This window comes from candidate division WWE3 bacterium, from assembly GCA_026396615.1.
In the GTDB taxonomy this organism is placed as follows: Bacteria; Patescibacteriota; WWE3; order JAPLWK01; family JAPLWK01; genus JAPLWK01.
In genome coordinates, this window is sequence record JAPLWK010000004.1 from 9668 (window position 1) to 36256 (window position 26589).

Consider the following 26589-nt stretch of genomic DNA (forward strand, 5'->3'; position numbering starts at 1 on the left):
TCTTTAGCGCCGTAATCATGCCATTTGTAACAGAAGCTGTCGATAAAATCGTGGGTTCTCGGTTCGCAGTGTCCGCGGCACTTAAGCCAAACTCTTTCGCTGTAGTATGCCAGGTGTCGATAGCGGAAAGTAGACAATTTTGTGACCACTGCAGCGGTGATTGATCTACGGTGTAATCAAAGGCCTCCAAATGAATCCCTGGATTTTGAGCTTGGGCGGCGTATGCGGTTTGAGTGAGGTCAAGTGAGTTATAAGTATGAAAGCAAAGAATGTTTTTGTAATTTTCTGCAGTCTGGGCTAAAACCGCAAAACGATCTTCGATATTGTAATTTGTGGGATATTTAAAAGAGACACCATTCTTCTGGTAACTCTTCCAACTACTCGTGTCCCCGCTCGTCCCCGTTCCGACGTCGAGAAATTTGAAGGTGGAAAGAATTAAATCAAAGTTATGATCTAATATTTTGACGCTGGTTTTTCCATTATCATAGTAGGACCGGAAAAATAGATTTTGACCATTATGTGTCGCCACCACTATTAAACCGGGGCTTATTTTATTATTGGCATCATTTAAATTACTAATCCGTTGCTCTACTGACTCGATTCCAGAAACAGATACGTTATTTAACTTTTCTTCAACATATGTTTTACCGCTATTTATTTTTAGACCAGCCGGATCGGTTAATTTAAAGGTGGGAATGTAATTTTGCACAGGAAGGGAATCTCTACCGGCTTCATGATAAATATCTATAACACCGTAGACGTCATTCTCTGTTAAATCTTTAGAAGATTTGTCATAAACAGTTACATGGCCGCCATTAGCGTCATATCCCCGATAAGACCAATTGGCAGGGTATTTAAATGAATATTCTTTTCCAGAGTAAGTCTTCCAGCCGGCGGTGGGGTCGGTAGCGGCGGACGGACTGGCGGTAACGGTTTTTGCCGGAGTTACGACGTTTTTCGTGGCTGACGGATTTAATGACGCTGATTTACTAAAGTAAAAAGCGGCGTATACAGCGCTTCCGACGAGAAGTAGACCAATGACGATTAGAGCAATGATGACAGCGGTTTTGTGGCTAATTCGGCAACACGGCTCTTCTGGAGCCGGCGCTACTGGTGGGGTTAAAGGTTGGTTGTCTGTAGGCATATGTTTAATCTATATATTTTCAGCAGCATTGTCAACATTTACAATTAATTTTTCCTTGACTTTTTGGGCCTTTTTGTTATACTTACCTCAGTAAGACCGCTAGGGGCAGGGGCCATCCGTAACCATTCGGATCTAAGCTGCCCATAAAGCTCGCGGTCTTTTTAGCTTTCTAAGGTTTACTAATTTTGTCGTAATAGTATACGACCTCACGAGCGCTGATTCTGAGTCCCTTACTTTTATTTTTCATTGCTACGTACCCTTTAAGGTGAGCGTTAGATTTCTTACCTACATGAGCAAACCAAATATCCAAATTCTGAGCTTTATTTATTAAGAGAACTTGGGAAATAAATAATTTTATCTGACGTTCGTAGCCGGTGTATTCACAATCAATTTCGACCACGTCTGCCTTGGAAGCCATAATCACTTTTGCGCAGAGTACTGCGAACGTGAATAATTTAAAGATTAGTGGCTTACCGAGTTCCCTAAAAAATAGCTTCAGTTCCTGCTTTTCGTGGGCATCAATTGAACTCAGGAATGTTTGGCCATTAGCTAAACAGACGTAGGTTGTTTTACCCGTGTTTTCTATTTTGTTTGATTGGTCTATCTGGTACATTACACGCTGAATCTAAACTCCACAATATCCCCCTCTTTCATTACATATTCTCGACCCTCCAGTCGCACCTTGCCTAACTCTTTCGCTTTCGACCAACCGCCGACGGCTATGTAATCGTCATAATGACAAACTTCGGCTGAAATAAAACCGCGTTCAAAGTCGCCGTGAATGGCTCCGGCCGCCTCTGGCCCCTTCGCACCCTGCCGAATCGTCCAGGCCCGAACTTCCTTAGGACCAGCCGTGAGGAAAGTTTGAAGACCGAGTGTGTGAAAGCAGATTTTAATGACCCTGTCTAAACCGGATTCAGAAAGACCCAAACCAGCGAGATATTCTTTCTGCTCTAAGTCTGACAACGCAGAGAGTTCTGATTCCATCTTTGCTGAAATTGACAACGATACCACCTGTAGGGACGCATCAAGATGCGTCCTCGATTCGTCGACATTCAAAACATACACAATCGGCTTCATGGTGAGCAACTGCCAATTTTTAGCTTCCACCATTTCCTCTTCGGATAAAATAACCTCCGACGCAGCCAAACCCTGATTCAAACCTGTTAAAAGTTTATCTGCCGCAGACCCACGCACCAAATCTAATTTGTTAACTGTTTTTTGTTGTTTGTTATTTGATAACTTAGTAACCGTTTCTAAATCCTTTAAAATCAACTCCGTTTTAATCGTGGCCATGTCGCTCTCAGGATTTTCGGCTCCCGCCCGAATCACGTTTTCGTCACTAAAATCCCGAACTACTTCCAGAATCATTTGGCACTCCCGAATATGGCTTAAAAACTGATTACCAAGGCCTTCGCCAGATGCGGCGCCTTTGACTAAGCCGGCAATGTCCACAAACTTAACGACCGCCGGAATAATCTTCGTGTCGCGGTCTTTTACCATGTCATAAAGAACTTGGAGACGATGATCAGGAACTTCGACCACCCCAACATTCGGCTCAATAGTACAAAAAGGATAATTCGCCGCCTCGGCAATCTGCCTCTTTAATAGTGCATTAAATAATGTTGACTTCCCAACGTTCGGAAGACCGACGATGCCAATTGAAATATTCATAAAAGTATGGTATAATATACCAATCACGATGACTGGATAGGCCTAAGGTTTCGACCGAACGCCGATGCCAGTCGTTAACATTTCTAAACTACCTCTTAATTGATCCGCTCTAACCACAAACCCAGAGTACGGCTTAAATAGTTTCGAATAATGTTTATTTGGAGTAAACAAGTGTAATAATTTATTTTTTAAAGCTAAATATTCTACTAAACAAAAAAAGTCTCCATCACCGGATACAATAATGCCCTTTTCATAATTTTCGAATTGAATCATGGAATGTAAAACCAGTTCAGCATCCACGTTACCTTTTACTGTCCCGTCCGGTAATTCCATCGTTGGTTTAAGAATTACCAAGTAATCCATTTTCTGAAGTTCAGTATAAAGTGCCCCATTACCAGGTTTATAACCAATAAATAAGTAAGCTTCCGAAACGTTATATTTATTCCGAAGATACAGCCTGAACTTTCGCCAGTCCAATTTCCAACCCTGAGATCTAATTCCTAAATTTAAATTCTGACTATCTATAAATGCGAAAGTTTTATTCACGTTAACAGTGTACCAAATACAATCTCCGGTTTCGACCAAACGCTAAAAGTGATAATTAACAATTTGATACTATAGACAAAATTTGTCACAAAAAGGGACCGGCTAGATAAAAATCTTCACCAGTCCCAATAGGTCAACGAGGTAAACAAGTACCGAATCTATCCGCGAATATCTGCGGTGGCTTACCAATTGATTCTACTGATCCGTACCGCAACGGGAAAATAAAAAATTGGCCCAGTCCCAAGCTAGTAAAGGCCTTACAACAATCTTCTGTAACCAGTATGAGTAATTTTTCATAGCCTTGCAGCTTCCTTACCCGAGTTATAAAACGAACCGCGACTTCCTTGGCATCGGGTTCCGCCAACTCTGGTTGTGGTCGAATAAGGATTTGCCCGCAGTAGTCCGAGTAATCTTTAAAATTCTGTACTGTCTTAAACCAATGAGCTGCTTCGGGATTACCATTCAGAAATTCGCATCGAGTGGTTTGTACTTGACTGGCCAGAGCAAATGCGACAGGAAGATTTTGCCCCGAACCTAAACGATAAACTTCAATATTAACTTTTTTACGAAAACCACGATCAACACCATCCTTATTGCAGAGCGTAAATGTAGTCATTTTTTTCTCTCCTATAAATTAAGCTATTAGTGTAAGGATTATACGCTTACTTGGATAATATTTCTTGTATTCTCGCTGTTTCTAGGGCTTCATCGAAGGGCCCGAGAAGACATACGGTAAGTTTGCTATTCTTAATCAGTTCTGACGCCAGGGTCTGAATGTCCTCCAAAGTGACAGCGTCGATCTTGGCGATCGTTTCTTCCGGCGTTTCGAGTTTCTGACGAGTCAGCTCTTGCAGGCCATAGTAATTCATGACTTTGTCGCTAGTCTCCAAACTTAAGGCTAAAATGCCTTTAAGATGTTCTTTTGACCTGGTTAATTCCGCTTCAGTGACGCCAGAAATTGCGATATTTTTAAACTCGGTGACGATAGCAACTAAAGCTTCTTGATAACGGTCAACAGTGACGCCGGCCGAAGCCGTCCACAGTCCCGTATCTTTAAAACTCTCGGCGTTGCTGCGGATGTAATAGGCTAAACCTAGCTGATCGCGAATTTTGTTAAATAAACGGCTAGCCATACCGCCCCCTAAAATGTCGTTGGCAACTTCTAAAATCTCCGCTCGTTCGTCGTTGTCATCTAGCCCACGCCAACCTAAATATAGATGGGCTTGGTCAAGTTTCCGGTTGATGACCTTGACTTGCAGACCAGCTTGACTAGTCACGTAAGGAATTTCGGAGAACTTTTGACCAAGATTAAAATCTTTAAAAATAGGTTCGACTAAATTAAAGAATGACGAAGAATCAAGGTCACCAGCGGCAATGACGACGACACGTTTAGGATCATAAAATTCTGACCGAAACTTCTCTAAGTCCGCTTTAGAAAAACGTTGTAAATTCTCTTTGGTACCAACTATCTTTTGGCCCAGAGGATGGCCTTTGAAGACGAGTGACAAGAATTCTTGTTCGACTTTTTCCATAGGCTGATCTTCGTACATGTTGAGTTCTTCGATGACGTTACCGCGCTCGATTTCCAAGTCTTTGCCGGGAAATAATGGATTTAGGAAAATGTCGGAAACGACGAAGACCAAACGGTCTAGCTTGCTGGCGGCGCTCTTCGCCCAATAGCCGGTAAATTCGTAGCCGGTAAAAGCGTTGTTAATGCCGCCAATGCCTTCTATGGCGTTAGAAATTGCTTGGCTGTAAGGAAGTAACGGCGTGCCCTTAAAGACATTGTGCTCAATGAAGTGCGCGATACCGGATGTTTCCGCGGATTCTTGACGGCTCCCCGCCCCCACGAGAACGGCAAAAGTGACGGTAGAACTGCCGGGAATTGGCAGAGCGCGAAGACGGACGCCGTTGGGAAGATCTTTTTTAGCGTAATCAAAATGCATGACAATTATTTTAACATACTGTATATTGCGGGTAACACCAATTCCCAAATACCTATGGAAAAATTTATACGAATTCTCTGGAACTACTACTTAAAAATAGTAGAGGTTTTTTTAATATTAATTTTTAGCCCTATAAACTGGGGTATTTTGGCGTACTTAAAGCTTAAAAGAACGCTCCAAACTTCGATAAAATTGATGGTAAGGGAGATAGGAGTAATAAATAGTGTAATTTTGACAAGACTAATAGTATTAAAAAAGAGCATTGCTAAAAACGAAGCTGTCATTAAAGGCTATCTAGCGGATCGCCAGAAGAAACTAAAGTATAAAATAATTTGGGAATATAAAGATTTATTAGTTTCGGCTGCGGAACTTCAAGCCAAAATAAGAATCACAATTATAAATTTTATAAAACTTATAAAACGTATTATTAAGCGCCGACCTAAAGCAGCGCTTGCACCAAAACGGACCCAATTAGCAGTCAAAAAAGCCAATTTGACCATTCCAAACAACAAAGGACTGGCTGCCTATAAAATAACGGCCTCGATTTTGATTAGCATTTCGCTTATTTTAACTACCGCTAACGGCGCTTATGCTTTCTATCAGCTGATTCTGAAAGATTTACCGTCGCCGGAAACACTATCGACGAATCAACCGGATCTAACCACTAAGATACTCGATCGTAATGGCGTTCTGCTCTACAAAATTCACGGCCCCCAGAATCGAACCTGGATCACGCTTTCAGACATCCCAAAGACTTTAACTGAAGCCACGATTAGCATGGAAGACAAGGATTTTTACACCAACCCCGGTTTTAGCGTCAGCGGTATCGTCCGCGCCGCAGTGACCCAAGCCCGCGGCGGTGCCGTGCAAGGGGGCAGCACGATCACCCAGCAACTGGTGAAAAACGTCTTTTTAACGCCGGACCGAACCATTGTTCGCAAAACTAAGGAGCTAATCCTCGCAGTCGAGACTGAAAGACACTACAGCAAAGACCAAATTTTAGAGATGTATTTAAACATTAACGGCTATGGTGGCAGTAGTTACGGGGTTGAGGAAGCAGCTCAAGAATATTTTGGCATTTCGGCCCGCAATTTAGATCTGGCTCAAAGTGCTCTTTTAGCCGGTCTAACAGCCTCCCCTACTACCTACTCGCCTTTTGGAGTTCACCCTGAGATGGCCAAAGAGCGACAACGTCTCGTTCTGCAGCGGATGCTCGAAGACGGCAAAATCACTTACGACCAAATGGAGGCTGCGGTAAGTGAACCTCTGAATATTAAACCGCAGGTTGATCGCATTCTGGCCCCTCATTTTGTAATGTGGGTTAAACAACTATTAGTTGATAGGTACGGCGAAGACGTGGTAGACAAAGGAGGACTAACAGTGAAGACATCCCTTGACATTAATCTTCAAAATATGGTCCAAACCGAAGTTCAAACGCAGTTGGGGATCTTGAAGTTTGAGAATGTCACCAACGGGGCAGCGATGATCACCAAACCGGCGACCGGTGAAGTCTTAGCGATGGTGGGAAGTAGAGATTATTTTGATTTACAGCATGACGGCAATGTTAATGTCGCTTTGAGTCTTCGCCAGCCCGGCTCCTCTATAAAAGTAGTTAATTACGCCGGGGCTCTGGAAGATGGCTTTACGGCGGCCACTCGGATCGTTGACGCCCCGATTTCCTTTCCATCGGTGGGAGGACCGACTTATAATCCGGTCAATTATGACGGCAAATTCCACGGCAACGTTACTGTGCGAACGGCTCTGGCCTCCTCTTTTAACATTCCGGCCGTGAAAGTCCTGGCCGCTCAAGGAGTCCCTAAAATGGTCGCCAAGGGCATTGAAATGGGTTTAACTAGTTGGCAAAATGTGGACCCCGGCCGCTTCGGTTTGTCGATGACTCTGGGGAGCATTGAAGTCCCGATGACGCAAATGATGGTCGTTTATGGCGATTTAGCTAATGGTGGCAAGCAGACACAACTAAACCCATTTTTAGAAGTTAAAGATAGTGCAGGTCTAGTTTTAGAGTCACAGGCCGCTGACCCAAAGCCTTCGAACCAAGTCGTTAAGCCCGGCGTCGCTTATATTATAAGTAATATTCTGAGTGACAACAACGCCCGTATTCCCGCTTTTGGACCGAGCTCAGTCCTAAATATCCCAGGCTACACCGTTGCTGTAAAGACCGGCACCACCAATGAATTGCGTGACAACTGGACATTTGGTTATACGCCGGATTACGTAGTAGGAACTTGGGTTGGTAATAACGATAATACGCCGATGAGCGGGGTCGCCTCTGGCATTACTGGCGCCTCCCCGATTTGGCATAACATCATGACGAATTTATTGACAGGACAGCCCACGACTAGCTTTGTAATGCCCAGTGACGTGACCGCTGTCAATTTATGCCCCTACACCGGCACTTTGGCCTGTAATAGTTGCCAAGGACAAACAGAGTACTTTATTAAGGGAAGTGAACCAAAAACTGCCTGTTCGGATGAAGTGATTAAGAAAAATTAAAATTTACCCGCGCTCGACGTATTTTCCGTCACGGGTGTCGACCTTTATCCGTTCGCCCTCATTAATAAACATCGGCACGTAGACCGTCGCCCCGGTTTCAATTATTGCCGGCTTTTGGGCGTTCCCAACGGTATTGCCCTTTTCTCCAGGCATTGTTGAGGTGACAGTGAAAAACATGGAGGTGGGTAGATCAAAAGAAATAGGGGTGTCATTGTAGAAGTTGACGGTGCCAGTGGAACCTTCAAGCAGAAAGTTGCACAACTCCCCTACTATGTCAGCCGACAACTCAATGGTCTCAAAAGTCACCGGATCCATGAAGTTAAATGTTTGGCCGTCCTTATATAAGTATTGCACCGGCTTTTTGCTCAAGTCGACTTCTTCGACTGTACCGCCGCTTTTAAGACCACGCTCGATGATAGCACCAGTTAGAATATTACGAGCTTTGACTTTAATGACCGCTCCGCCCCGGCCCATTTTAATATGCTCATATTTAAGGACAATGAAAGGATTTCCCGTTTCGGGATCCATAAAGGCCGTACCATTGCGAAGACCAGTGACGACTAATGCCATAAGCCTCGTCATTGTACAACTACGACTCACCCGTTGACAATAGTCTTCGAATTTGGCATATTAAATTCCTAGAATGATTAATTCTAGAATTAAACCGAAAAGTAATTACTTAGTTTCTGCCGCCTCTGGGCGGTTTTTTTATGCCCTTTTTACTGACTTTAAACTTCGGGATGAAAGTTAAACGTCATAAAAAGTCATACAAATTCTAATTACTAAGAAAGGGAGAAAAATCATGTTATTAGATGCATTAAGACATCCTAGCGTGTTTATACGGGGTAATACCAACGCCACGACCGACGTGATGCCCGAGCAAATACCGCCGATTTGGAGATCACTAATTTGGGGTCTACAGATGTTCGCAGTCGCCGCCCCAGCTACCATCGTTGGAATTCTGGCTATCAATGGACTGCTGAAGGTAAACAACGTGCCCGCCCAGTTTCAATTGGACCCGCATATCGCCTTAGTGGCCGCCGGAGTGGGAACGATTGTGTGGATGATCATTACCCGGGGTAAGATGCCGAACTTTGTAGGCACTAGCTTTACCTACATTCCGACCATCGCGGCTATCACTGCCAGTATGGTCGGTAAATCGGACGCCAATCCCCTATCGTACGCCACCGGTGCAGTGATGCTCAGTACTATTTGGACGCTTCTGATCGCCGGTTTTATATACTTGACGACTCGCGGGGCTAAAGATGGTGACGACGTGAGTAATAAACTAACCGTTTTTACAAGGTTAGTGCCCAATGAAATCGCCGTCAGCATTGTGTTCATAATCGGTTTGTCTCTAGCTGGAGTGGCTGTGGGTATGATTAGTACCAACATCATTCTGGGACTGGCCACAGTGTTACTGATTGCCCTTTTTAAGTACCTGCCAAAGTTCTGGGGTACGATCCCAATTATTTTGGCCCTACTGGTTATGTATTTGGTTTCGGCCGCTTTGGGACTGGTAAATCTGCAGACTTTTGTGGAAGCACCGCTTCTGCGAGTACCAAACTTCATGCTGCCAAACTTCAACTTCGCTGGCTTTGTGCAAATGGCTCCGGTAAGCCTCGCGACATCGTTTGAAACTTTGGGGCATATCTTAGTACTCCAGATGTTACTGGGCCGGCCGCTAATGAAGAAACTGTGGCAAGCCATGGTAGCCGATGGCATCTGCGACTCCTTGGGGGCTGTCATGGGTACTTCTGGTAACACTACATACGCGGAGGACTTGGGACTTCTTGCTATGACTAGAATCTTTGCTGCATGGGTTGCCTTTGAGGTCGCCAGAGCTGAAAAGATAAGGTTTGACACGCCACGAACGGCCATAATCACCGCAGTGATGCTGATTATCGGAGTTGGTAACTTACAGCTAACGATTGATGGTACCACCTGGCTCTCTGGCATCTCGTATGCAATCGTCGTTGGAGTTATTGGTTGGCCTATCGTTGGTTTGTTTGAAAAAATCCTGCAACCAAAAAAAGTTGAGGTAAAAGAAGTAACGAAGTAGTTCGCAGGAACGGTGATTCATCCCCACCGTTCCTTTTATTTTTTCTTATTTAATTTGTAAACTGACAAATCTTAGCACGTGCTGATATTTGTCAGTGCCTAGAAATAATTATGGGCAGGATGTTTATAAAAAAATCCCCTGCCCTGAAGTCTTGCATCGTTACACTGTGAAAAACTCACGCAAATCTTTGTAATATGCCGCTTTCCCGTGATACTCAACCATCGTACCGCACTTAATACAGCGTAAAATGGACCAACCAGTAACAGAGTTGTAATGAAGCGATACTATGCCGTTACAGCCAACATGAACACCGACATTCGTGTTTGTGATTTTATCACCGTCGCGGCGATGGTCAACGAAGAAATGACCGTCATACCAAGGTTTAGGTTCTACCACGCAATCGCCTTTTTTGGTGAATCTAATTCCTGGCCAAGGCTGACTTCGTCTAATCTCCTTAACCAGCTGCAAAATGCCATCGTGTCTGACAGTATCTGTATGGTATGTCAGTTCACCAGCCCGAATAACCAAGTTAAAAGCACAGTCCAACCAGCCGGTAGCCCAGACGTGCTCCCGACGTTTAGCATCCCACACAATCAGATGACTCCAGCTATTTCTCTCAAGTTGCCGATTAGTATCCGCAATCTCCGCGTAAAGAATGCCTTCTTCAGGGCTGATCTTAGAACCGAAACCGGCCGATTCCAGAACTTCCTTTACCAAGGTCACATGCTTTTTTGTTAGCTGGCTACCTTTGTACCACTTCGAAAAAGCGTCATAAAACTCCGCCGCTCGTATCGGAATAACGTCTAAAATGTCGTAACCACCCATTTGTTCCTAACTCCTTTTTTAAATCTGAATTGAGGATATTCTTAACACTCTGAGGTGCTGGTGTCAAATTAAATATGTATAACCGATTTTAAATTTCTGCTAACATTAAAACTAGATTATGCCAAACATCAAAATTGCCAAACAAAAAGCCTGGGAGTTTTATAATAAATGGCGTCAGGAAGCTACTTACTCCCCAGCCCTAAAATGCAATGTCCGAATCTCTCTTAAAGGTTGGAATCATTTAGCTGGAAATATTGATCACGAAGGTTACGGTAAGAAACGAACGGCCAGTGACGCCTATCGCCGTTTAATGTTGCTTCCTTATGCTAAGGGGATCATCGAAAAATCAACGACAATCCAAAATATAATCACTAAAAATGGCCGAACTTTTTATGGAATTGAGGCGATGGTAATAGTCAAAGAAGACGGCAAGGAGCTGCCTCGTAAAGTCCGAGTAGTATTAATCGAAGACGCAGCTGGAAATAAGATTTTCTACAGCGTTATGGACAAGAAGCAACGCCAGCTTAGTCTAATTAAACTGAGCAACAACACTCGGAATAATATCAAGAAATGAAAATATCTCCCGACTCGGAGATATTTGTGAAGTGCCTCACGCTTAAGTAGTTGTACGTTAGCGTCATGTAGGCTAAAAAGCCTATCGCTTCACCTTTCAATTATAACATAAAAATCTGTATTTGTACAGACTTTAGTGGTGCCGGAGGAGGGAGTCGAACCCTCACGCCATATTATTGGCACGGGATTTTGAGTCCCGCATGTCTGCCATTCCATCACCCCGGCTCAATTTGAGATTATATCATTCCAAAATAACCTCGTGTGACTTTAAATCAACACCATTCCAAGTCACTTCCAAAAACCGCGGCATTTCGGTGTTACGATCACCTGTGACCGCGCCGACTATGGCCGTCTTTAAGCCATTTTTAACATATTCTGTTGCGAAGTGTAAGTGACCTGAAAAAAGCTGTAAGATATTATTAGTAACAAACAACTGACGCAACGTCGCCGCTTCACTGGCTACTTGTTTTGACTGCTCTCCCATAATATGTGAAGAATTTAAATTATTAAGTGGTTCGTGCAGAAACACGAGACACTTAAGGACGTTGCAATCAGTGACCATGCTTTTAACCCAAGTCATTTCGGCACTTGGTAAACCGGCCGTTTCGTCGGCGTTGTTGATTAAAATAAACTTGAGGCCAACGTCACTAAAACTTTGCCAGGTGACGCCAAAAACGTCGCTAAAAATCGGTGAATTGACTTTTTTAGCCATCCAGACGTCGTGATTACCTGGAATCACGTAATATTTAAGCCCTGATTTATCTAAAGCGACTTTAACGGCTTCAAGTTCCGCACTCTCACCGACGTTGGTAAGGTCGCCGGTCACGATAACAAACGACATCTTGTCTGACTTGGCATCTTTTAGGGCCCACGTAAGATGTTCCAGATCCGAGTGAATATCACTCATGACGGCGAATTTAAGTAATGTTGTTTTGGTTACTGCTGACGGGGTCGCACTATTGAGGCGTATAATCGATGTCGACGTTCTGCTTTTGGTCTGAGTTTTAAAGTATTGATAGGTGCCAAGTGACAGCGTTAAGAAGGCTAAAATAAGAAGTAGGTATTTTAAACGGGCAGTCATGTCTATATAATAGCAGACGAGCTGTTTTGACTGACTGTTTCGCAGTCAGCGATTAAATTCTTTATACGCCTCTTTAGCTCAATGGCAGAGCACCGGTTTTGTAAACCGCAGACTAGGGTTCGATTCCCTGAAGAGGCTCCAAGAATTTAATCTGAAACAGCAGGTCGTCGGTCCAAATCCGACAGACGGCTCCATGCGGGCCTATAGGTAAACGGTATACCGCGTCATTCGCATTGACGAGTTCGGGGTTCAATTCCCCGTGGGTCCACCATAAAGGTATGATAAATATTGAGACACGTGATGCCACAAGTCAACCAAGCCTACTGAACCCAGCTGAAATCCCGGTGCTGTTTTCTTCCCATGAAACGGATTTATTTAGTCATGATCCGAAATATCGTGACTATCTCATTGATGTAGATTCGATACCTCAGAATGCAAAGGTGCTAGATATTGGTAGCGGCCGCGGTCAGTTTGTAGCGGAACTAAAAGCCAAAGGAATCAATGCCATTGGTTTAGATCTTGTGGCTCCCGGTGCCTCCCAAAAACCGGATGTGGCCGGTATTTCTACTCATCTACCATTTGCTAACGAATCGTTCGACATTGTTACTAACTACTGGGGTGGCCTTACTTATCCGCTAATGGAAGCGATAAACAAAAGTCCGGAGATTCAAAGGCAATATGTAATTGCTTTCCTTGAGGAACTTCGTGAGGCAATAAGAGTTAGTGGTAACGAGATCCGAATTTATCCTTGGTCGGGTTACCCGTTTTATGAAGAAATCGGGGTTATGGCTTTCCCTGAGGCATGGGGTCGCACCAACTTTTTGGCCATCAATTTTGGAAAATTATTTACAGAAATGGGACTAACAGATATTCCCGGTAATTGTGAGCCGGTAGCCAATATGGCTGAATTAGAAGTAATTTTTCAAGAATTAACTCTTAAAAAATCCGGTGTGGTTAATTTTCAGCCACTGGATGATCTAGTAAGTACCATTACGGAAACTGATAGAGATCTGTTCTTTAATCCCACAAGTATTCCCAAAGAATTGGGTATAGCTATGGACAGACTACAAACATCTCAAGGTTATATAAATAGCTATTATCGGCGAGTTAACGATCTTGAAGTAACTATCAAAAATGATGATTTCAAAGATTTTAGCCCTTTGCACATAGATGGATACGTTATTAATAAACGCCTCGATCCCACTTTTTATGATAAATTTAAAAATAATGAAAGGGCGAGTGCTAATCTATTATTAAAAGCTTGGAGTGTTCAAATAAAGTCAGAGGTGCCTGAACTAGAAAAAGAAAAGGATGATTTTGATGATCTTTTTATAAACTACGAAAAAGAATTACTAATAAATTAACAGTAAGCCTCCGCCGCCAACCCCGGAAGAAATTGACAAAATGTACAAAATGGCTAAAATGTACATTATGACTAAAACTATTACCGCCACGCAGCTTAAGAGAAATCCGGCCCAACTGGAAGTTGACGTTACCTACGGTGGAAATACCGTTATCGTCGAAAAACACGGTAAACCGATGTATAAGATATCTCCACTTAGCGAACCTGATGATATGGAAAAAGTGCTAGATAAATACTTTGGGATCGCTCCTGATTTTCCCAAGGTCAAACGGTATAAAGAACACCGTCCAGCTGTTAACTTTGATTAATGTCTTATTTGCTTGATACGAACGTCGTAATTGATCATATTCGCAAACGCAGCAGGATTCAACGAGGTTTGATAAAGGACGGCCTCTCACTAAGTATTATCTCATTAGCAGAGCTATTTCATGGCGCGGTAAAATCATCAAATAGTAAGTTTAACCTCGAATTAATATATTCAACTATTACTGATTGGAAAATTGAAGTTTTGAAAGTTGATACACCTGTGTCACTAGAGTATGCGGAAATTAGAAATGAATTAGAAAAGTCTGGGCAGAAACTCGAAAACTTCGACATCTTAATTGCAGCAACGGCCAGAATTTATAACAAGACTTTGGTCACTAACAATCGCAAGCATTTTGAGAGAATCAAAAATCTAAAAATACTCGAGTAATTATTCCGAATGGGAAGTGTCCGCCTCGTAAAAGCGCGTGCGCTCGCCCCTGAAGAACAAATCGATCTCCCCTGTCGCTCCGTTACGATGCTTACTAACGGATAATTTAATGTTCTGACGGTTATCATCATCCTCTCGATATAAAAACATAACCACGTCGGCATCTTGTTCTAATGCCCCGGATTCACGAAGATCGGACAGCTGCGGCCGATTATGACCACCGCGTTGCTCGACGGCCCGGGAGAGTTGTGACAAAGCCATCACCGGCACTTTAAGTTCGCGAGCTATATTCTTAAGCGCTTGGGATATTTCGCTCACTTCTTGTACTCTATTTTCTAGATTTCGGCCGTGAATAAGCTGTAAATAGTCGACGATGATAAGTTTAACGCCGTGCTCCATTTGCAGCCGCCGGGCTTTAGTGCGCATTTCCATGATGTTGGCCCCAGCCGTATCGTCTATGAATATCGGCGCTTCAGCCAGCGAGCCCATGGCGTCCCCTAAAAGCGCGAATTCATCATCGGTAAGGTTTCCAGTGGTAATTTTCCAGGCGTCAATATCGGCCTGAGCGGCTAAAAGCCTGTCCGAAAGTTGCTCCTGACTCATTTCCAACGAGAAAAAGCCGACCGGAATATGCTCGGTAACGGCGGCGTATTGGGCAATATTTAAAGCTAAAGAGGACTTTCCAACAGACGGCCTGGCCGCCAAAATAATTAAGTTAGAATCTTGAAGACCGGAGAGCATGTTGTCGAGTTTCTTAAGCCCAGTTGGAACTCCTCGTAAACCACCAGCTTTTTTGTGGAGTTCATCCAAACGATCAAAAGAATCGCTAAGAATATTTTTTAACGGTACGAAGTCTTTCCGCAGCGTTTCTTGAGAAACTCCGTACAGCTTCTGCTCGCTGTTTTCAAGGAGTTCCGACAAGGAAACGCGCTCATCAAAAGCCATTTCGGTGAGATCAGAACTAACGGAAATCAAGGAGCGACGGACGGCCGCGTCCTTGATGATACGGCCGTAGCTTTCCACATGAGCGGCGGTTGGCACGTCGGCCGCTAACTCCGTGAGATATGACATGCCTCCTACTTTGTCTAGGTTTTGGGTGCGACGGAGTTCTTCCGACAGGGTTAAAATATCGATTGACTGATGGGCCGCGTACAAAGTTAGGATAGACTCGTAAATTAGTGAGTTCTCGAATTTGTAGAAATGCTTGGATTCCAAAAACTCCGCCACTTTAATAATGGCGTCGCGGTCTAAAAGCAAAGCTCCGAGGACCGAGCGCTCAGCTTCGACGTTTTGTGGTGGCAATTTTGGTTGTGACATAAAACAACAAATACGTCATTCCTGGCTTGACCCGGAATCCAGTAAATCTTGAAAATAATTTTCAATTTCAAATTAAAACTACGACCTTCATCTCTTCTTCCTCACCAAATGTCGCCACCTTCAACTTCGGCGTCTTCTCGACGTTCTCCACTCCCAAATTCTTCAAAAACTTCGGCAGCGATTCCTCGGTAAAATTCTGGGGGATAACGATATTAGGTTCGAGTTCGGAAATGAGGTCGTCGGGATCGGAAGAAACAGGAATAATAAGAACGTTAACGATATTAAGTTCTTCGGATAATTCTTTAGTGATTTCCGCGGAGTTCCCAGCCATATAAACGATACTAACGCCCTCCAACTGGATCATGTAAATAACCTCGTTTTTAAGAGGATAACCGTAAACCCGGACGTTTTTGACTTCGTATTCGCCGGGCGTAGTGATCACGAAGGAATCGATGACGTTATCGATAATTTTTGAGGGGTCAGAAAAGATGGTAATAGCGGTCGCGGCCGTTTCGCTAAGCTTAGTGGGATTAATGACGATTGCCACGTCGCGGCCTTTGATGCGAATTGAAGTGGCGGAGTTTTGAGAAATTTCCATAGTTCAGAGTATAACCATCTCACTCTAGAGACGCAACAAGTATCGAAATTGACAATTTACTGCTAGAGCAGCTATTTGTCAGCGACTTAAAAATAAAATCGCCACGATATCTATTTAATTAAAAATAAACACCGTGGCTAAAACCTAAGGAACGAGTGGAATCGGAACGAGTGACGTCGCCGCTAGCATTAACAGATAAATCACCAAAGCCCCGCAAGCAACAATCAACAGATTTCGACGCAAGTAATTTTTGAGTTCCATTTCTCTCCTTAAAACCATTTGTAAAAACCCAAAAGCCAGATCTGGATGTACCCGAAGGCAAAGAGCCCAGAGTTAGGCTTATTAAACGAAATCCACAGCGGTAGCAAACAAAGCCAAGCAAAACACACTGGCCACCAAAACCAAGCGATGCTCCAGTCAGCGTGAAGTGTGAAGATCTGACTTAAGATTGGCGCCGGTAAGATGAATTCCCGAGTGGTCCAGGCTACGTCCCCAGTTATGACAGCCAGCAAGTAGTAAAACTGCTTGCCGACAGGCATTATAAGGAATAACAGTAGAATCCACCGTAATGGTTTCCACACAATTACGCCGCGATAACCCTTCCGTAACCAAGCCAAGAGACTACCTAGTATTTGGAGCATTTGTTGCCTCCCCACCAGTGGTTGGTGTTAACTCTTCCCGCCGTTCTGTGGCTGCCTGACTTTCTGAAGCCACCCTAGCACCTACAGACATAGAATCTGCAATTGTTTGTGCCACCATTAAAAATCCTGCGAAAAGTGGCGGTAGTTTGGTAGAAGCAGCGAAATTGTTTAATTCCTCTGCATGCCTCATGATTTGGCCCTTAGATGCGGCTTCAGCTTGATCAGCCGCCGACATATCTACATTCCCGACTTGAACCGAGTGTATTAGAGCCCCACATCTCGTTACTAACTGAAACATCGGTTCTTTACCGGTAATCCTAGACAAAAAGCTGCGAAATCTTTCCGGTTTGTCTGATGCCATGCTGCCAGCTAAGTTTTGGGCAACACCCTCTATCACTTGACCGTATAACCCCTTAGCGAGATCCCAACCTTTAAAAACGGTTAGTGCAGATGGTGATAACCCTCTTTTTAAGATTACCGTTATCTTTACCGAGGCCTTTCTGGCATCCAGAAAAACAATCTCCGGCTCAACAGTAAAAGTTTCGGAAGCGCCCTCAACTCTTACTTGTCGCCGCCAGAAGTTTATACACAACGGTATCGATAACAAGGTTACAATGAAATAAAACCACGGGATATGTGAGACTGTAGAAAATGTCGATGACACTGAATCTAAAACGTTGTTCACCACTGGAGAACCAGTAGTAGCTGCTACTTCCGAGACTGCCTTAGTCGCCGAAACTTTCGGAGTGCCGTTAGCGGTTTGTGTAACTGTAACCTGGGGCGTTAACTGTTTAAAGTACACCACCTGATCACAAGTCACACTTTCGACCGTTTTAGAGCACAACTGAATCGCCAAAGTGCCGGAAATCTCCTCCTTAAAGAAAGATCCAGCATCAATATTGTTTTGATTTAAAACTCCCAAACGCGTCTTTAGAGTTGGCTCCTTGTAGTAAAAAGCACCAATCTGCTGCTTTAGACCATCTTCTGAGCCTAAAACACTACACCCGGAAGTTAATCCGAGTAGAAAAAATGACAACAAGATTATTTTTCTCACGAATCTCCTTAACGCTGAGGTTGAGATGAGTCAAAAGGTGTAGCTTGATTATTATCCGGGATCAAGTGTTTTACCAGCAAAGCCCCGATTAAAAACAAACAGCCAATCGCCGCTAAACTTAAACCTTCAGAGTAACCAAAAATAGATACCACCGAAGCAATAATACCTGGCGCATCTACAATGGCGTACCTTACAGTGGCCGCGGCACTTGAACCGACATCGGTCACTACCGGCGCCGGAACGGATCTAGTAAGTGACGCTTTTATACTAGCTGGGCTTTGATTGTTCCCAACCATAAAGATAGCCACCAAAATCCCACAACCAAGTACAGTAGAAATCAGTTTGAAGAATCTAGACGTACCTGACGAACGGAAAATAATGTAAGTCACTAAAGCCACAACCCCACTCGGTATTAAGGCCATTAAACCACGTACTGGCTGATTAAAGTTATAACCAGCTTGTGAGGAAAAGGCCAAAAAAACCAAAAACGTTCCCACACCGGCACAAACAACCCACACCAAGCCTTTAATATTGCTTGAAGCTGCCGTGTATGTACCCTTAACAGTCTTCATTGCACTAGCTCGGCCATTCTTACTTACGATGATCCAAACTAGAATCGCTAAGAAGAAGAGGACTAAAAACACTGGCCACGCTGCCACAACCCCATCAACAAAAGAGCGAGTCCCCGGTGTTGCGGATTTTATGGTTTGACCAGCTTGCGTGGCTATCTTCCCAGTGCTTACAGGCACACTAGGGTCAAGGATGGCCTTAAAAATTATGGTTAGAGCTGTTCCGGCGAAATTGTTTAGCTTATACAGTATTGGAACAACTACTGGGGGTGGAGATAAAGATTCCACCGCTGACGGCACCGCGATTGCCAAAATTACAACCAAGATTAAAAGGCCTCGAACAAACCTAAATAACTTACCAAACATTTTATATCTCCTTTGACATAAATCCTCTTTTCAGAAGACTCATAATTAACTAACATTTTGATATACACTTTTCAAAGTGCGACGTGACGAACAACGACTAGACAAACAAAAACCCCATAAGTATATTTCTGGGGTCTTGTCTCTCCTATTTCATTAACAAACCTTATAGCACGGGCATATAGAGACGTCAAATGTGATAACGTATATATTTAACCAATCGAGGACGCATCATGATGCGTCCCTACTTGATTCGACTACGCAGGTTTGCTATATTGAACCCTGTGAAAGACGCTATTCATCCCAAATGGTACCCCGACGCTAAAATAACCTGCGCCTGCGGCACCGAATATACGGTTGGATCCACGGTACAAAAAGCCACAGTTGAGCTTTGCAGTAAGTGCCACCCTGTTTATACGGGTGTTGAAAAGATTGTAGACATTGAAGGTCGGGTTGAAAAATTTGCTAAGAAACGAGCGGCTGCTGAAGCGGCTGGTAAAAACACTAAGTCTAAAAAAGTTGAGGCTAAAGGCGATAACACCCCCAAAACCCTGCGCGAGATGCTGGCTGAAGGCAAGAAATCCTAAATAACTCTCGTCATTCCGGGCTTGACCCGGAATCTAGTAACTGGATTATGAATCAAGTTCAGAATGACGAATTTGGAATTTCTCCGTTCATAATTTTCGCCAAATTGTGCCAGCTCTCCCCTATTCGGTGGTCAGTTAACCTGTCTTGAGGGAAGTTATACGTCTTTATCTTCTCACTGCGATCTCCGCGACCAATTTGAGATGACCGAAGTTCAGAGAGCCTAGCTGTTTGCTGCTCTTGCATCAAAGTGTACAATTTTGACCGCAGCATTTGCTCCGCAATGATTCGATTCTGAGCCTGAAAGCGCTCTTCCACGCACTCAACAACCACGCCGGTCGGTTTGTGAGTTAAACGAACGCCAGTTTCCACCTTGTTAACATTCTGGCCGCCATGGCCCCCACCACGAAAGAAAGCGATTTCAAGATCTGCCGGATTTAGCTCAACTTCCACCGGCGACACCACCGGCATCACAGCGACAGTGGCGGTTGAGGTGTGAACACGACCATATTTCTCGGTAGTGGGTACACGTTGTACTCTGTGAACTCCCGATTCACTCTTCAAAAGCGAATAGCAATTTGATCCCTTTATTTTAATTGTTTTAGTTCTTCCGCTATCGATAGCAGACACTTTCCAATTTTTAATTTGAGCATATTTTGTGTACATCCCAGCTAATTCCTCTGCAAATATTGAGGCTTCATCGCCACCGGTACCGGCTCTAATTTCCACGAAACACTCATTCACACTTTCGGTTGCGACAGCGATTTCAATCTTCGCTTCCATAGGATGATTTTTAAGATTTTCTAAATAAGCAATCTTTTGTTTAATATCTATAACCTCGTCAGTAAATAAACGACTTAGTTCCGTGTCAGTTTCTGACGCAGACAAAATCTCAGTTTCAGTAAGTTTTAGGCGCAGGTTTACTAATTCCTGTTCAACGTAATCCATAATTAAACCATTATATCGCATTATCGGGATTGAGGACGGGGCACGCCCCGTCCTCGGTCATCACCTCATTCAAGAATGCCTGGAACGGCCTTGTCTACACGTTTAAAACTCAGCCTAACTTTAAAATCCACTGTTTCGCAGCGTTAGCGGTGACCGCTCTGACCCTAATTCTAAAGGTAAATCTTGATAAATATTTAGTCCTTCTAATAATGGTTGTTCTGGTGATGACAGCCGAGCTCTTTAATACTAGCCTCGAGGCCACTACCGACGCTCATAAGCTCATTAAAAAGACGCCAGAGGAAGATCGCTTAATTGGTGTGGCCAAGGACGTGGCCGCGGGGGCTGTTCTCGTGACGGCAATTGGAGCGGTGGTTGTAGGTTTGTTAATCTTCCTACCGTACATATTGTCATTCCGGGCTTGACCCGGAATCCAGTTACTAGATTCCGGCTCTGGGGCCGGAATGACATGAAAACCTATGACACTTCCTAAAAGTATCCAAAACCTCGTTGACAGCTTAGAGTCCCTGCCCGGGATTGGCCCTAAAACCGCCCAGCGGCTAACTTTCTACCTTTTAAGAATGCCCCAAATGGAACTGGAGCGATTTAGCCAGAATCTTATTGACCTGAAACTCAAGACCGTCATCTGCCAAACTTGTTTTAATATTGACGAAATCAATCCCTGCAGAATATGCGGTGACAGCAGCCGTAACCGGAACATTATCTGTGTGGTGGCTACCCCTTTAGACGTAATAGCTTTAGAAAAGTCTAATTTTAAAGGTGTTTATCACGTCCTCGGCGGCCTAATTGACCCTCTCAACCGCGTGGGACCAGAGGACCTAAAAATCGATGAACTAAAAAGCCGATTAACTAGTCAATCATCAATAGAATTAATCCTGGCCACCAACCCAACCATGGAAGGTGAAGCAACGGCGATGTACATTCAACGGATTCTCAAAGGTCTACCGGTGAAGATGACGAGAATTGGGAGAGGATTACCAATTGGCAGTGATATTGAGTACGCGGATGAGGGAACGCTGGCTAGAGCACTTGAGGGAAGAAGAGAAGTAGAAGAATAACACTTGTCATTCCGGGCTTGACCCGGAATCCAGTAACAAATTGTTATAACGCTCGTTTCACTCGCTACCAATTACCGAGGCAATAATTGTAAAAATTTACAGATTAACGTCCCCATTAAACGTCGCCGTCGCCTTTTTGCTGCTCTCTTTTAACTTATCGGCATCGGTCAAGACTTTTTTAGCAATAATGCACTTGTAGGTGACCCGCGTCCCCAGCACTTCTGACAATACTTTAGCGACGATTGAAAAGTTAGTCGCCTCTTGCAACTTTTCCTGATGAAATTTAAACGGTACGCCGATGACAATGACGTTGCCCTCTTCGACTTCTTGCACAAAACACGACCGCAGCACTGCTTCCAAAGAGTGGTTATAAGGTTTTACAGCTTCTAAAAACGCGTCCCACTTGGTTTTAACTTGGGGTAAAGTTAGCACTACGTCAAGTTTAGCCGGAGCCTCAGCTTTAGTTACTGTTTTAATAACTTTCACATTACACTTATCAACAACCACTCCCTTATCAGACCCGATTACTTCCAGCACCGCAACTTCTAAAGGAAGTTGCGGAATCACTGCCTGCTTTAAATGCTCGTGGGCCTTCATAAATGAGTCCAGATATTTAGCAATCGTGGCTTCCGGTTTCGGGCCGAGTAGCTTAACTTGATCTTCAAAATCAGTCCCTACTCCAGCCGCCGTCAACATCATTTTCCGCAGATACTCTAGTAACTCGCGTGTCCAAGCAGATAACTCTGCCCCACTCTCGTAAACTTCATTAACAATAGTGATCGCCGCCTTAGTATTAGAGGTGACGAGACTAGCCACAAACTCCGCAATTCGCGAATCACTGGCCATTCCCAAAGCTTCTTTAGGACTGACTCCGCCGCTAATGACAGATTCCAGCAAAGTCTCTGCATCTCTGAATCCTCCAGCTGCAGACTGCGCGATTAACTCTAGATTTTCCTCGCTTATCTTCTTGCCTTCCTCTTTGGCAATAGTTGACAGTTTAGCGACCAGGTCTGATGTCGTGGCCCGCTTAAACTCAAACTTCTGACAACGGCTTTTAATAGTGGCCGGCACTTTTTGAGGATCTGTTGTAGCTAAAATAAAAGCGGCGTGCTTGGGAGGCTCTTCTAGAGTCTTAAGCAGGGCATTAAAGGCTTCAGTAGTGAGCATGTGGACTTCATCAATAATATAAACCTTAAACTTTCCCGATGACGGAGCCAACTTAATCTTCTCTCGTAGATCTCGAATATCGTCAATACCACGATTAGAAGCCGCATCGATTTCGATGAGGTCCAAAAAACGACCATCCGCAATGTCTTTACAATTAGCGCAAGACCCGCAAGGCTCAGAATTTTTTCCGGGTTTAAGGCAGTTTAAAGCTTTGGCAACGAGCCTCGCGGTCGTTGTCTTTCCTGTTCCTCGTGGACCGTAGAAAAACAGAGCTTGCGGCGTATCGCCCTCAGAGATTTGCGTCAGAATCGATTTGGAAACATTAGAAAGACCAAGAAGTTCGCTAAATTTCTGGGGCCGATACTTAGTGTAAAACATATTCGAGATTCAGTGTAACTAAAATTTCGCAAACCGTAACCCCTTTTCTTTGTTGTCACAGCGACATCCGTCAACAAATCTCATCTCCAACCATAGTTATTAGTATCCAATTTCTAATTTCTAAAATATTGACACTTTACTGCTCGAGCAGCTATTTGTCAGTTTTAGTAGTCTGGCGAGTTGCAACGGGTGGGAAAAGAGTATAATCAGGCAATAAATCGGAGTACATAGTAAAGGAGAGGTAGAATAAATGGCTAAACTAAGTGGAGCTGAAATAGACGAGCTGCTGAAAACAGAGAGCGTCTGGAACAGTCTGCATGTAGACGTTCGTCGGAGCGGCGTCCTCCTTGGGCCGCTTATCGTGATTGTTTGTACTGCCCTATTTGCGGCGCTGCTATTCGCGCTGCACCATTAACCGGAGGAAGACGTGAACATTCAATCGAACGTTAATTTGGTTACTAAGCTGGAAGTAGTCGTTGGCAAGACTATTTTGATCATCGTAAGTCTGACTAGCCTGGTCGCTTGCTACATTGGGATGGCGGCTGTGGTCAAATTCGTCATTGACGCCGTTTTTCCCAGGGAGCTGCAACCGCTAGCCTATTTCTGCGCTGTCGTTAGTGTAGTCGCCCTCACAGTCTTGCTATTTGGGCTACTAAAGAGTAGCCAACTTGGTGACGAATGGGCGGCCCAAATGTTTGGCGAAATGTGTAAAAAGGAGAAACATGTCGACTAAAAATGGCAATTGGTTAACACGTTTACTTGGTGAACAACCTATCGTGTATCCAATCGTTGACATGAGTCAATGTGGAACATGGCTGGAAAAACATGGCCAATACGATTTGTGGCAAATGGATTCGGAATTGTGGCAACTGAAATTGTACAATAAAATTATTGAAGTATGGAACCACAGTCCATCTAGAGACGAAATCAATTTCGCTGTTTGTGTAGATCAAAAAGGGTACGAAGCCGCTGCAGAGGAATTTGGATGATTTGTTTGTAACCACCCTTCAATTTTTTCTAAAAATTGGGGGGTGTTTTTTTGTAGTAACGACAATTCTTCCAAGGTGAAATCTGACAAAACATATTTTTCTCCGGGCACATCGCGCTGGCCATTATCACGCGCGTCAACCCCAACCCGCAGCCGCCAAAAATCCTTCGTTCCTAATTTCTCTTCGATACTTAATAGCCCATTGTGAACTTTAGGACCAATCCCCTGCTGCAATTTAAATTCTCCTAATTTGACGTCAAGATCATCGTGAATAACGAGAATATCGCTTATGTTGACTTTGTAGAAAGCGGCAACAGCAGCAACTGCTTCACCAGAAGAGTTCATAAACGTCTGCGGCCGCATCAATAAAATCTTATCACCCCTATCCCCCCAATTACCCTTATCAGCAATTTCTGCTTTAAATCCCTTATCGTTATTCCAAGCTAAGCCTTCGGCCAAGGCAGACACGATCATAAACCCAGCGTTATGCCGAGTATTTTTATATTCGTTTCCCGGATTTCCTAAACCGACAATTAATTTCATACCCCCAACAACAACCTAGATAACACCGAAACCGGTACCCCTACAATAGTACCAAAAACCGGCGTCATCATTAAGAATAGCAAAATAAAAATGCCCCAGCGTTCCGTTTGCTGCCAGTCTATTGCTAGTTGCCACGGTAAAAGGCCGGCGACCACCTTAAAGCCGTCTAATGGACCGAGTGGAATTAAATTAAATACTGCCAAAGTTAGATTCAAAACCACCAACTGCGAAATTACCATACCTGTCACCCCTACTTGCCCTGAGCCAAGTCGAAGGGTTAAAGCGGCATCGCGTCTGGGATTCTTAAGATTATAAGGGTTAAATGGCACCGGCTTGCCCCATCCAAAACCAAAAAATAAAATTCCAATAGTGCCAATTGGGTCCAAGTGGGCCAGTGGATTAAGAGTTAAACGACCGGACAAACGGGCCGTTGGGTCGCCGAGTGCATTCGCTACAAAGGCGTGCGCCGCCTCGTGAACGCTCAGGACTAGGGCCAATGATGCCAAAATGATGACCAGGGTAATTATTAAAGTAAGAGGATCTAGGTGTAGGCCGGAGCCAAGAAGTGATAGCAGCATAATCAAAATGTCATTCCGGGCTTGACCCGGAATCCAGTAAATCTAACATAAATTTAATCTGTTACTAGATTCCGGCTCCGGGGCCGGAATGACAAATACGCCCTTTACTTTAACACGATCTACCCGTAAAATGAAGCCCACGTAAGCTAAAATGAACATCATAACTAAAGCCAAACAATTCTTAATTGAGGCTCGTGACGAACTTAAAAAAGTCATCTGGCCGTCTCGTCGCCAGCTACTAAAGCTTTCGGGGATTGTAATTGGGGTCAGTATCGTGATAGGATTCTACCTTGGTGGTTTGGATGCGCTATTAGGACAGGCTTTAAAACTGGCAATTAATAAATAATTTATGGCCGACACACCGGAAGAAAAAAAAGATAATTTAGTCCGCATCTCGGAGCCAACTGAAAATTCACGTTGGTATGTGGTGCATACTTACTCCGGGCACGAGGTAAAAGTCTGTAAAACATTGCAGCAACGGGCTGCCAGCTTTGATTTAGCCGCGAAGATTAACGAAATATTAGTACCAACTCAAGAGAAGATTGCCATTTCTGAGGGCAAAAAGCGCAAGGTTGATGAGCGACTTTTCCCCGGCTACGTCATGGTCCACATGGAAATGACCGACGCCACTTGGTTTTTAGTGCGATCAACGGCCGGAGTGACGGGCTTTGTGGGTACTGGCGATCGGCCAACCCCAATCCCACTTTCCGAAGTTAATTCGATTCTTAAGTTTATTAAATCGGAAGCGCCCAAATTCGAAGCCAAGTACACCGTTGGCGATAGTGTTAAGATTGTGGACGGACCCTTTGCCGACTTTGTAGGCGCCGTTGATGAAATTAATGAAGAGCAAGGTAAAGTGAAAGTACTAGTCAGTGTTTTTGGACGAGAAACTCCAGTCGAACTGGATTTCCTGCAAGTCGCGCCTCTTTAATATTATGGCTAAAAAAATTAAGGCAATCGTAAAAATTAACGCTAGTGCTGGGAAGGCCAATCCCGCTCCTCCCATTGGTCCTGCATTAGGACAACATGGAGTGGCTATCATGGAATTTTGCAAGCAGTACAACGCCGCCACAAAAGATATGGGCGATATTGTAGTGCCCGCTATTATCACTGTTTACGAGGATCGTAGTTTCACTTTTATTTTAAAAACTCCTCCCGCTAGTGTGTTAATTAAAAAAGCACTAAAGATTACTGCCGGCAGCGGTGTGCCTAATCGCGACAAAGTAGGAAGGATCACTAACGCTCAGTTAGAAGAAATTGCCACTCTTAAAATGAAGGATCTTAACGCCAGAACCCTCCCTGAAGCGGTCAAGATAATTGCGGGAACAGCGAGGAGTATGGGGGTCGACGTGATTAAATAGA

30 protein-coding genes, 3 tRNA genes and 1 pseudogene are annotated in these 26589 nt (G+C 44.0%); 15 read left to right on the plus strand and 19 right to left on the minus strand.

Annotation, left to right across the window (positions count from 1 at the left end):
• The 6 genes from NT141_00775 to NT141_00800 all read right to left on the minus strand — a co-directional run.
• Positions 1–1144: hypothetical protein (locus NT141_00775; protein ID MCX6783595.1), on the minus strand; the 1144-nt coding region annotated here is incomplete at its 3' end.
• 169 nt (positions 1145–1313) lie between these two features.
• Positions 1314–1757 carry a hypothetical protein gene (locus tag NT141_00780; protein MCX6783596.1) on the minus strand — a complete coding sequence of 148 codons (444 nt, stop codon included), beginning with the start codon at positions 1755–1757 and terminating at the stop codon, positions 1314–1316.
• A complete protein-coding gene (gene ychF, locus NT141_00785) occupies positions 1757–2818 on the minus strand; it encodes a redox-regulated ATPase YchF (protein MCX6783597.1) in 1062 nt (353 codons plus the stop codon). Before ychF ends, NT141_00780 begins: the two co-directional genes overlap by 1 nt.
• A 42-nt stretch (positions 2819–2860) precedes the next feature.
• Complete coding sequence (locus NT141_00790) at positions 2861–3364, minus strand: NYN domain-containing protein (GenBank protein MCX6783598.1); 504 nt, start codon at positions 3362–3364, stop codon at positions 2861–2863.
• Between the two features lie 133 nt (positions 3365–3497).
• Positions 3498–3980, minus strand: a complete 483-nt coding sequence (locus NT141_00795; GenBank protein MCX6783599.1) for a hypothetical protein — start codon at positions 3978–3980, stop codon at positions 3498–3500.
• 46 nt (positions 3981–4026) lie between these two features.
• Positions 4027–5310 carry a pitrilysin family protein gene (locus NT141_00800; protein ID MCX6783600.1) on the minus strand — a complete coding sequence of 428 codons (1284 nt, stop codon included), beginning with the start codon at positions 5308–5310 and terminating at the stop codon, positions 4027–4029.
• 54 nt (positions 5311–5364) lie between these two features.
• Here NT141_00800 and NT141_00805 point away from each other — a divergent pair, with 54 nt between their 5' ends.
• Entirely contained in the window at positions 5365–7824 is a 2460-nt protein-coding gene (locus NT141_00805) for a transglycosylase domain-containing protein (protein ID MCX6783601.1), read from the plus strand.
• A gap of 3 nt (positions 7825–7827) precedes the next feature.
• On the opposite strand, the gene efp is transcribed toward NT141_00805, so the two are convergent.
• Positions 7828–8394 (minus strand): elongation factor P, encoded by a 567-nt coding sequence (efp, locus tag NT141_00810; GenBank protein MCX6783602.1) that lies wholly within the window; start codon positions 8392–8394, stop codon positions 7828–7830.
• 232 nt (positions 8395–8626) lie between these two features.
• On the opposite strand from efp, the gene NT141_00815 reads away from it, so the two are divergent.
• Complete coding sequence (locus tag NT141_00815; GenBank protein ID MCX6783603.1) at positions 8627–9886, plus strand: hypothetical protein; 1260 nt, start codon at positions 8627–8629, stop codon at positions 9884–9886.
• Positions 9887–10045: 159 nt separating this feature from the next.
• On the opposite strand, the gene NT141_00820 is transcribed toward NT141_00815, so the two are convergent.
• Positions 10046–10711 (minus strand): hypothetical protein, encoded by a 666-nt coding sequence (locus NT141_00820; GenBank protein MCX6783604.1) that lies wholly within the window; start codon positions 10709–10711, stop codon positions 10046–10048.
• A 118-nt stretch (positions 10712–10829) separates the two neighbouring features.
• On the opposite strand from NT141_00820, the gene NT141_00825 reads away from it, so the two are divergent.
• The gene (locus NT141_00825; GenBank protein ID MCX6783605.1) at positions 10830–11285 is read left to right on the plus strand and encodes a hypothetical protein; all 456 of its coding nucleotides are present in this window, start codon (positions 10830–10832) and stop codon (positions 11283–11285) included.
• 136 nt (positions 11286–11421) lie between these two features.
• On the opposite strand, the gene NT141_00830 is transcribed toward NT141_00825, so the two are convergent.
• Both NT141_00830 and NT141_00835 read right to left on the minus strand, forming a co-directional pair.
• Positions 11422–11509: transfer RNA gene (locus tag NT141_00830), tRNA-Leu, on the minus strand.
• A 16-nt stretch (positions 11510–11525) separates the two neighbouring features.
• On the minus strand, positions 11526–12365 hold the full coding sequence (locus NT141_00835; protein MCX6783606.1) for a metallophosphoesterase: 840 nt from the start codon (positions 12363–12365) through the stop codon (positions 11526–11528).
• A 67-nt stretch (positions 12366–12432) separates the two neighbouring features.
• On the opposite strand from NT141_00835, the gene NT141_00840 reads away from it, so the two are divergent.
• The 5 genes from NT141_00840 to NT141_00860 all read left to right on the plus strand — a co-directional run bounded on the left by NT141_00840 (position 12433) and on the right by NT141_00860 (position 14422).
• Positions 12433–12506: transfer RNA gene (locus NT141_00840), tRNA-Thr, on the plus strand.
• A gap of 56 nt (positions 12507–12562) precedes the next feature.
• A tRNA-Ala gene (locus tag NT141_00845) sits at positions 12563–12636 on the plus strand.
• Positions 12637–12643: 7 nt separating this feature from the next.
• A complete protein-coding gene (locus tag NT141_00850) occupies positions 12644–13729 on the plus strand; it encodes a methyltransferase domain-containing protein (GenBank protein MCX6783607.1) in 1086 nt (361 codons plus the stop codon).
• A gap of 67 nt (positions 13730–13796) precedes the next feature.
• The gene (locus tag NT141_00855) at positions 13797–14036 is read left to right on the plus strand and encodes a hypothetical protein (GenBank protein MCX6783608.1); all 240 of its coding nucleotides are present in this window, start codon (positions 13797–13799) and stop codon (positions 14034–14036) included.
• Entirely contained in the window at positions 14036–14422 is a 387-nt protein-coding gene (locus NT141_00860) for a type II toxin-antitoxin system VapC family toxin (protein ID MCX6783609.1), read from the plus strand. The genes NT141_00855 and NT141_00860 overlap by 1 nt, the downstream gene beginning before the upstream one ends.
• Here NT141_00860 and dnaB read toward each other — a convergent pair whose 3' ends face one another.
• The 5 genes from dnaB to NT141_00885 form a co-directional block, all read right to left on the minus strand.
• Positions 14423–15739: a replicative DNA helicase gene (dnaB, locus tag NT141_00865; GenBank protein ID MCX6783610.1), complete on the minus strand. Its 1317-nt coding sequence runs from the start codon at positions 15737–15739 to the stop codon at positions 14423–14425.
• A 67-nt stretch (positions 15740–15806) separates the two neighbouring features.
• Positions 15807–16337 carry an MBL fold metallo-hydrolase gene (locus NT141_00870; protein ID MCX6783611.1) on the minus strand — a complete coding sequence of 177 codons (531 nt, stop codon included), beginning with the start codon at positions 16335–16337 and terminating at the stop codon, positions 15807–15809.
• A 269-nt stretch (positions 16338–16606) separates the two neighbouring features.
• Positions 16607–16978 (minus strand): hypothetical protein, encoded by a 372-nt coding sequence (locus tag NT141_00875; protein ID MCX6783612.1) that lies wholly within the window; start codon positions 16976–16978, stop codon positions 16607–16609.
• Positions 16959–18032, minus strand: coding sequence for a hypothetical protein (locus tag NT141_00880; protein ID MCX6783613.1), 1074 nt, complete (start codon positions 18030–18032; stop codon positions 16959–16961). The genes NT141_00875 and NT141_00880 overlap by 20 nt, the downstream gene beginning before the upstream one ends.
• A gap of 8 nt (positions 18033–18040) precedes the next feature.
• On the minus strand, positions 18041–18967 hold the full coding sequence (locus tag NT141_00885; GenBank protein ID MCX6783614.1) for a hypothetical protein: 927 nt from the start codon (positions 18965–18967) through the stop codon (positions 18041–18043).
• Between the two features lie 281 nt (positions 18968–19248).
• Here NT141_00885 and rpmE point away from each other — a divergent pair.
• A pseudogene (gene rpmE, locus NT141_00890) lies at positions 19249–19446 on the plus strand (50S ribosomal protein L31).
• A gap of 163 nt (positions 19447–19609) precedes the next feature.
• Here rpmE and NT141_00895 read toward each other — a convergent pair.
• The gene (locus NT141_00895) at positions 19610–20497 is read right to left on the minus strand and encodes a PCRF domain-containing protein (GenBank protein ID MCX6783615.1); all 888 of its coding nucleotides are present in this window, start codon (positions 20495–20497) and stop codon (positions 19610–19612) included.
• A 29-nt stretch (positions 20498–20526) separates the two neighbouring features.
• Between NT141_00895 and NT141_00900 the strand changes: the two genes are divergently transcribed.
• Both NT141_00900 and recR read left to right on the plus strand, forming a co-directional pair.
• Positions 20527–20919 (plus strand): diacylglycerol kinase family protein, encoded by a 393-nt coding sequence (locus tag NT141_00900; GenBank protein MCX6783616.1) that lies wholly within the window; start codon positions 20527–20529, stop codon positions 20917–20919.
• A gap of 54 nt (positions 20920–20973) precedes the next feature.
• The gene (gene recR / locus NT141_00905; protein ID MCX6783617.1) at positions 20974–21573 is read left to right on the plus strand and encodes a recombination mediator RecR; all 600 of its coding nucleotides are present in this window, start codon (positions 20974–20976) and stop codon (positions 21571–21573) included.
• A 96-nt stretch (positions 21574–21669) separates the two neighbouring features.
• Here recR and dnaX read toward each other — a convergent pair whose 3' ends face one another.
• Positions 21670–23118 carry a DNA polymerase III subunit gamma/tau gene (gene dnaX / locus NT141_00910; protein MCX6783618.1) on the minus strand — a complete coding sequence of 483 codons (1449 nt, stop codon included), beginning with the start codon at positions 23116–23118 and terminating at the stop codon, positions 21670–21672.
• A 427-nt stretch (positions 23119–23545) separates the two neighbouring features.
• Here dnaX and NT141_00915 point away from each other — a divergent pair, with 427 nt between their 5' ends.
• Positions 23546–23851: a hypothetical protein gene (locus NT141_00915; protein MCX6783619.1), complete on the plus strand. Its 306-nt coding sequence runs from the start codon at positions 23546–23548 to the stop codon at positions 23849–23851.
• 216 nt (positions 23852–24067) lie between these two features.
• Here the strand turns inward: NT141_00915 and pth are convergent, their stop codons facing one another.
• Together pth and NT141_00925 are read right to left on the minus strand one after the other, a co-directional pair.
• Positions 24068–24649 (minus strand): aminoacyl-tRNA hydrolase, encoded by a 582-nt coding sequence (gene pth / locus NT141_00920; protein MCX6783620.1) that lies wholly within the window; start codon positions 24647–24649, stop codon positions 24068–24070.
• The gene (locus NT141_00925; GenBank protein ID MCX6783621.1) at positions 24646–25227 is read right to left on the minus strand and encodes a site-2 protease family protein; all 582 of its coding nucleotides are present in this window, start codon (positions 25225–25227) and stop codon (positions 24646–24648) included. Before NT141_00925 ends, pth begins: the two co-directional genes overlap by 4 nt.
• 151 nt (positions 25228–25378) lie before the next feature.
• On the opposite strand from NT141_00925, the gene secE reads away from it, so the two are divergent.
• Genes secE through rplK form a run of 3 tightly spaced genes read left to right on the plus strand, consistent with a single transcriptional unit; the run spans position 25379 to position 26588 of the window.
• On the plus strand, positions 25379–25573 hold the full coding sequence (secE, locus tag NT141_00930) for a preprotein translocase subunit SecE (protein ID MCX6783622.1): 195 nt from the start codon (positions 25379–25381) through the stop codon (positions 25571–25573).
• 3 nt (positions 25574–25576) lie between these two features.
• Positions 25577–26158 (plus strand): transcription termination/antitermination protein NusG, encoded by a 582-nt coding sequence (gene nusG / locus NT141_00935; protein ID MCX6783623.1) that lies wholly within the window; start codon positions 25577–25579, stop codon positions 26156–26158.
• A 4-nt stretch (positions 26159–26162) separates the two neighbouring features.
• The gene (gene rplK / locus NT141_00940) at positions 26163–26588 is read left to right on the plus strand and encodes a 50S ribosomal protein L11 (GenBank protein MCX6783624.1); all 426 of its coding nucleotides are present in this window, start codon (positions 26163–26165) and stop codon (positions 26586–26588) included.
• The last annotated feature ends 1 nt before the right edge of the window (position 26589 follow it).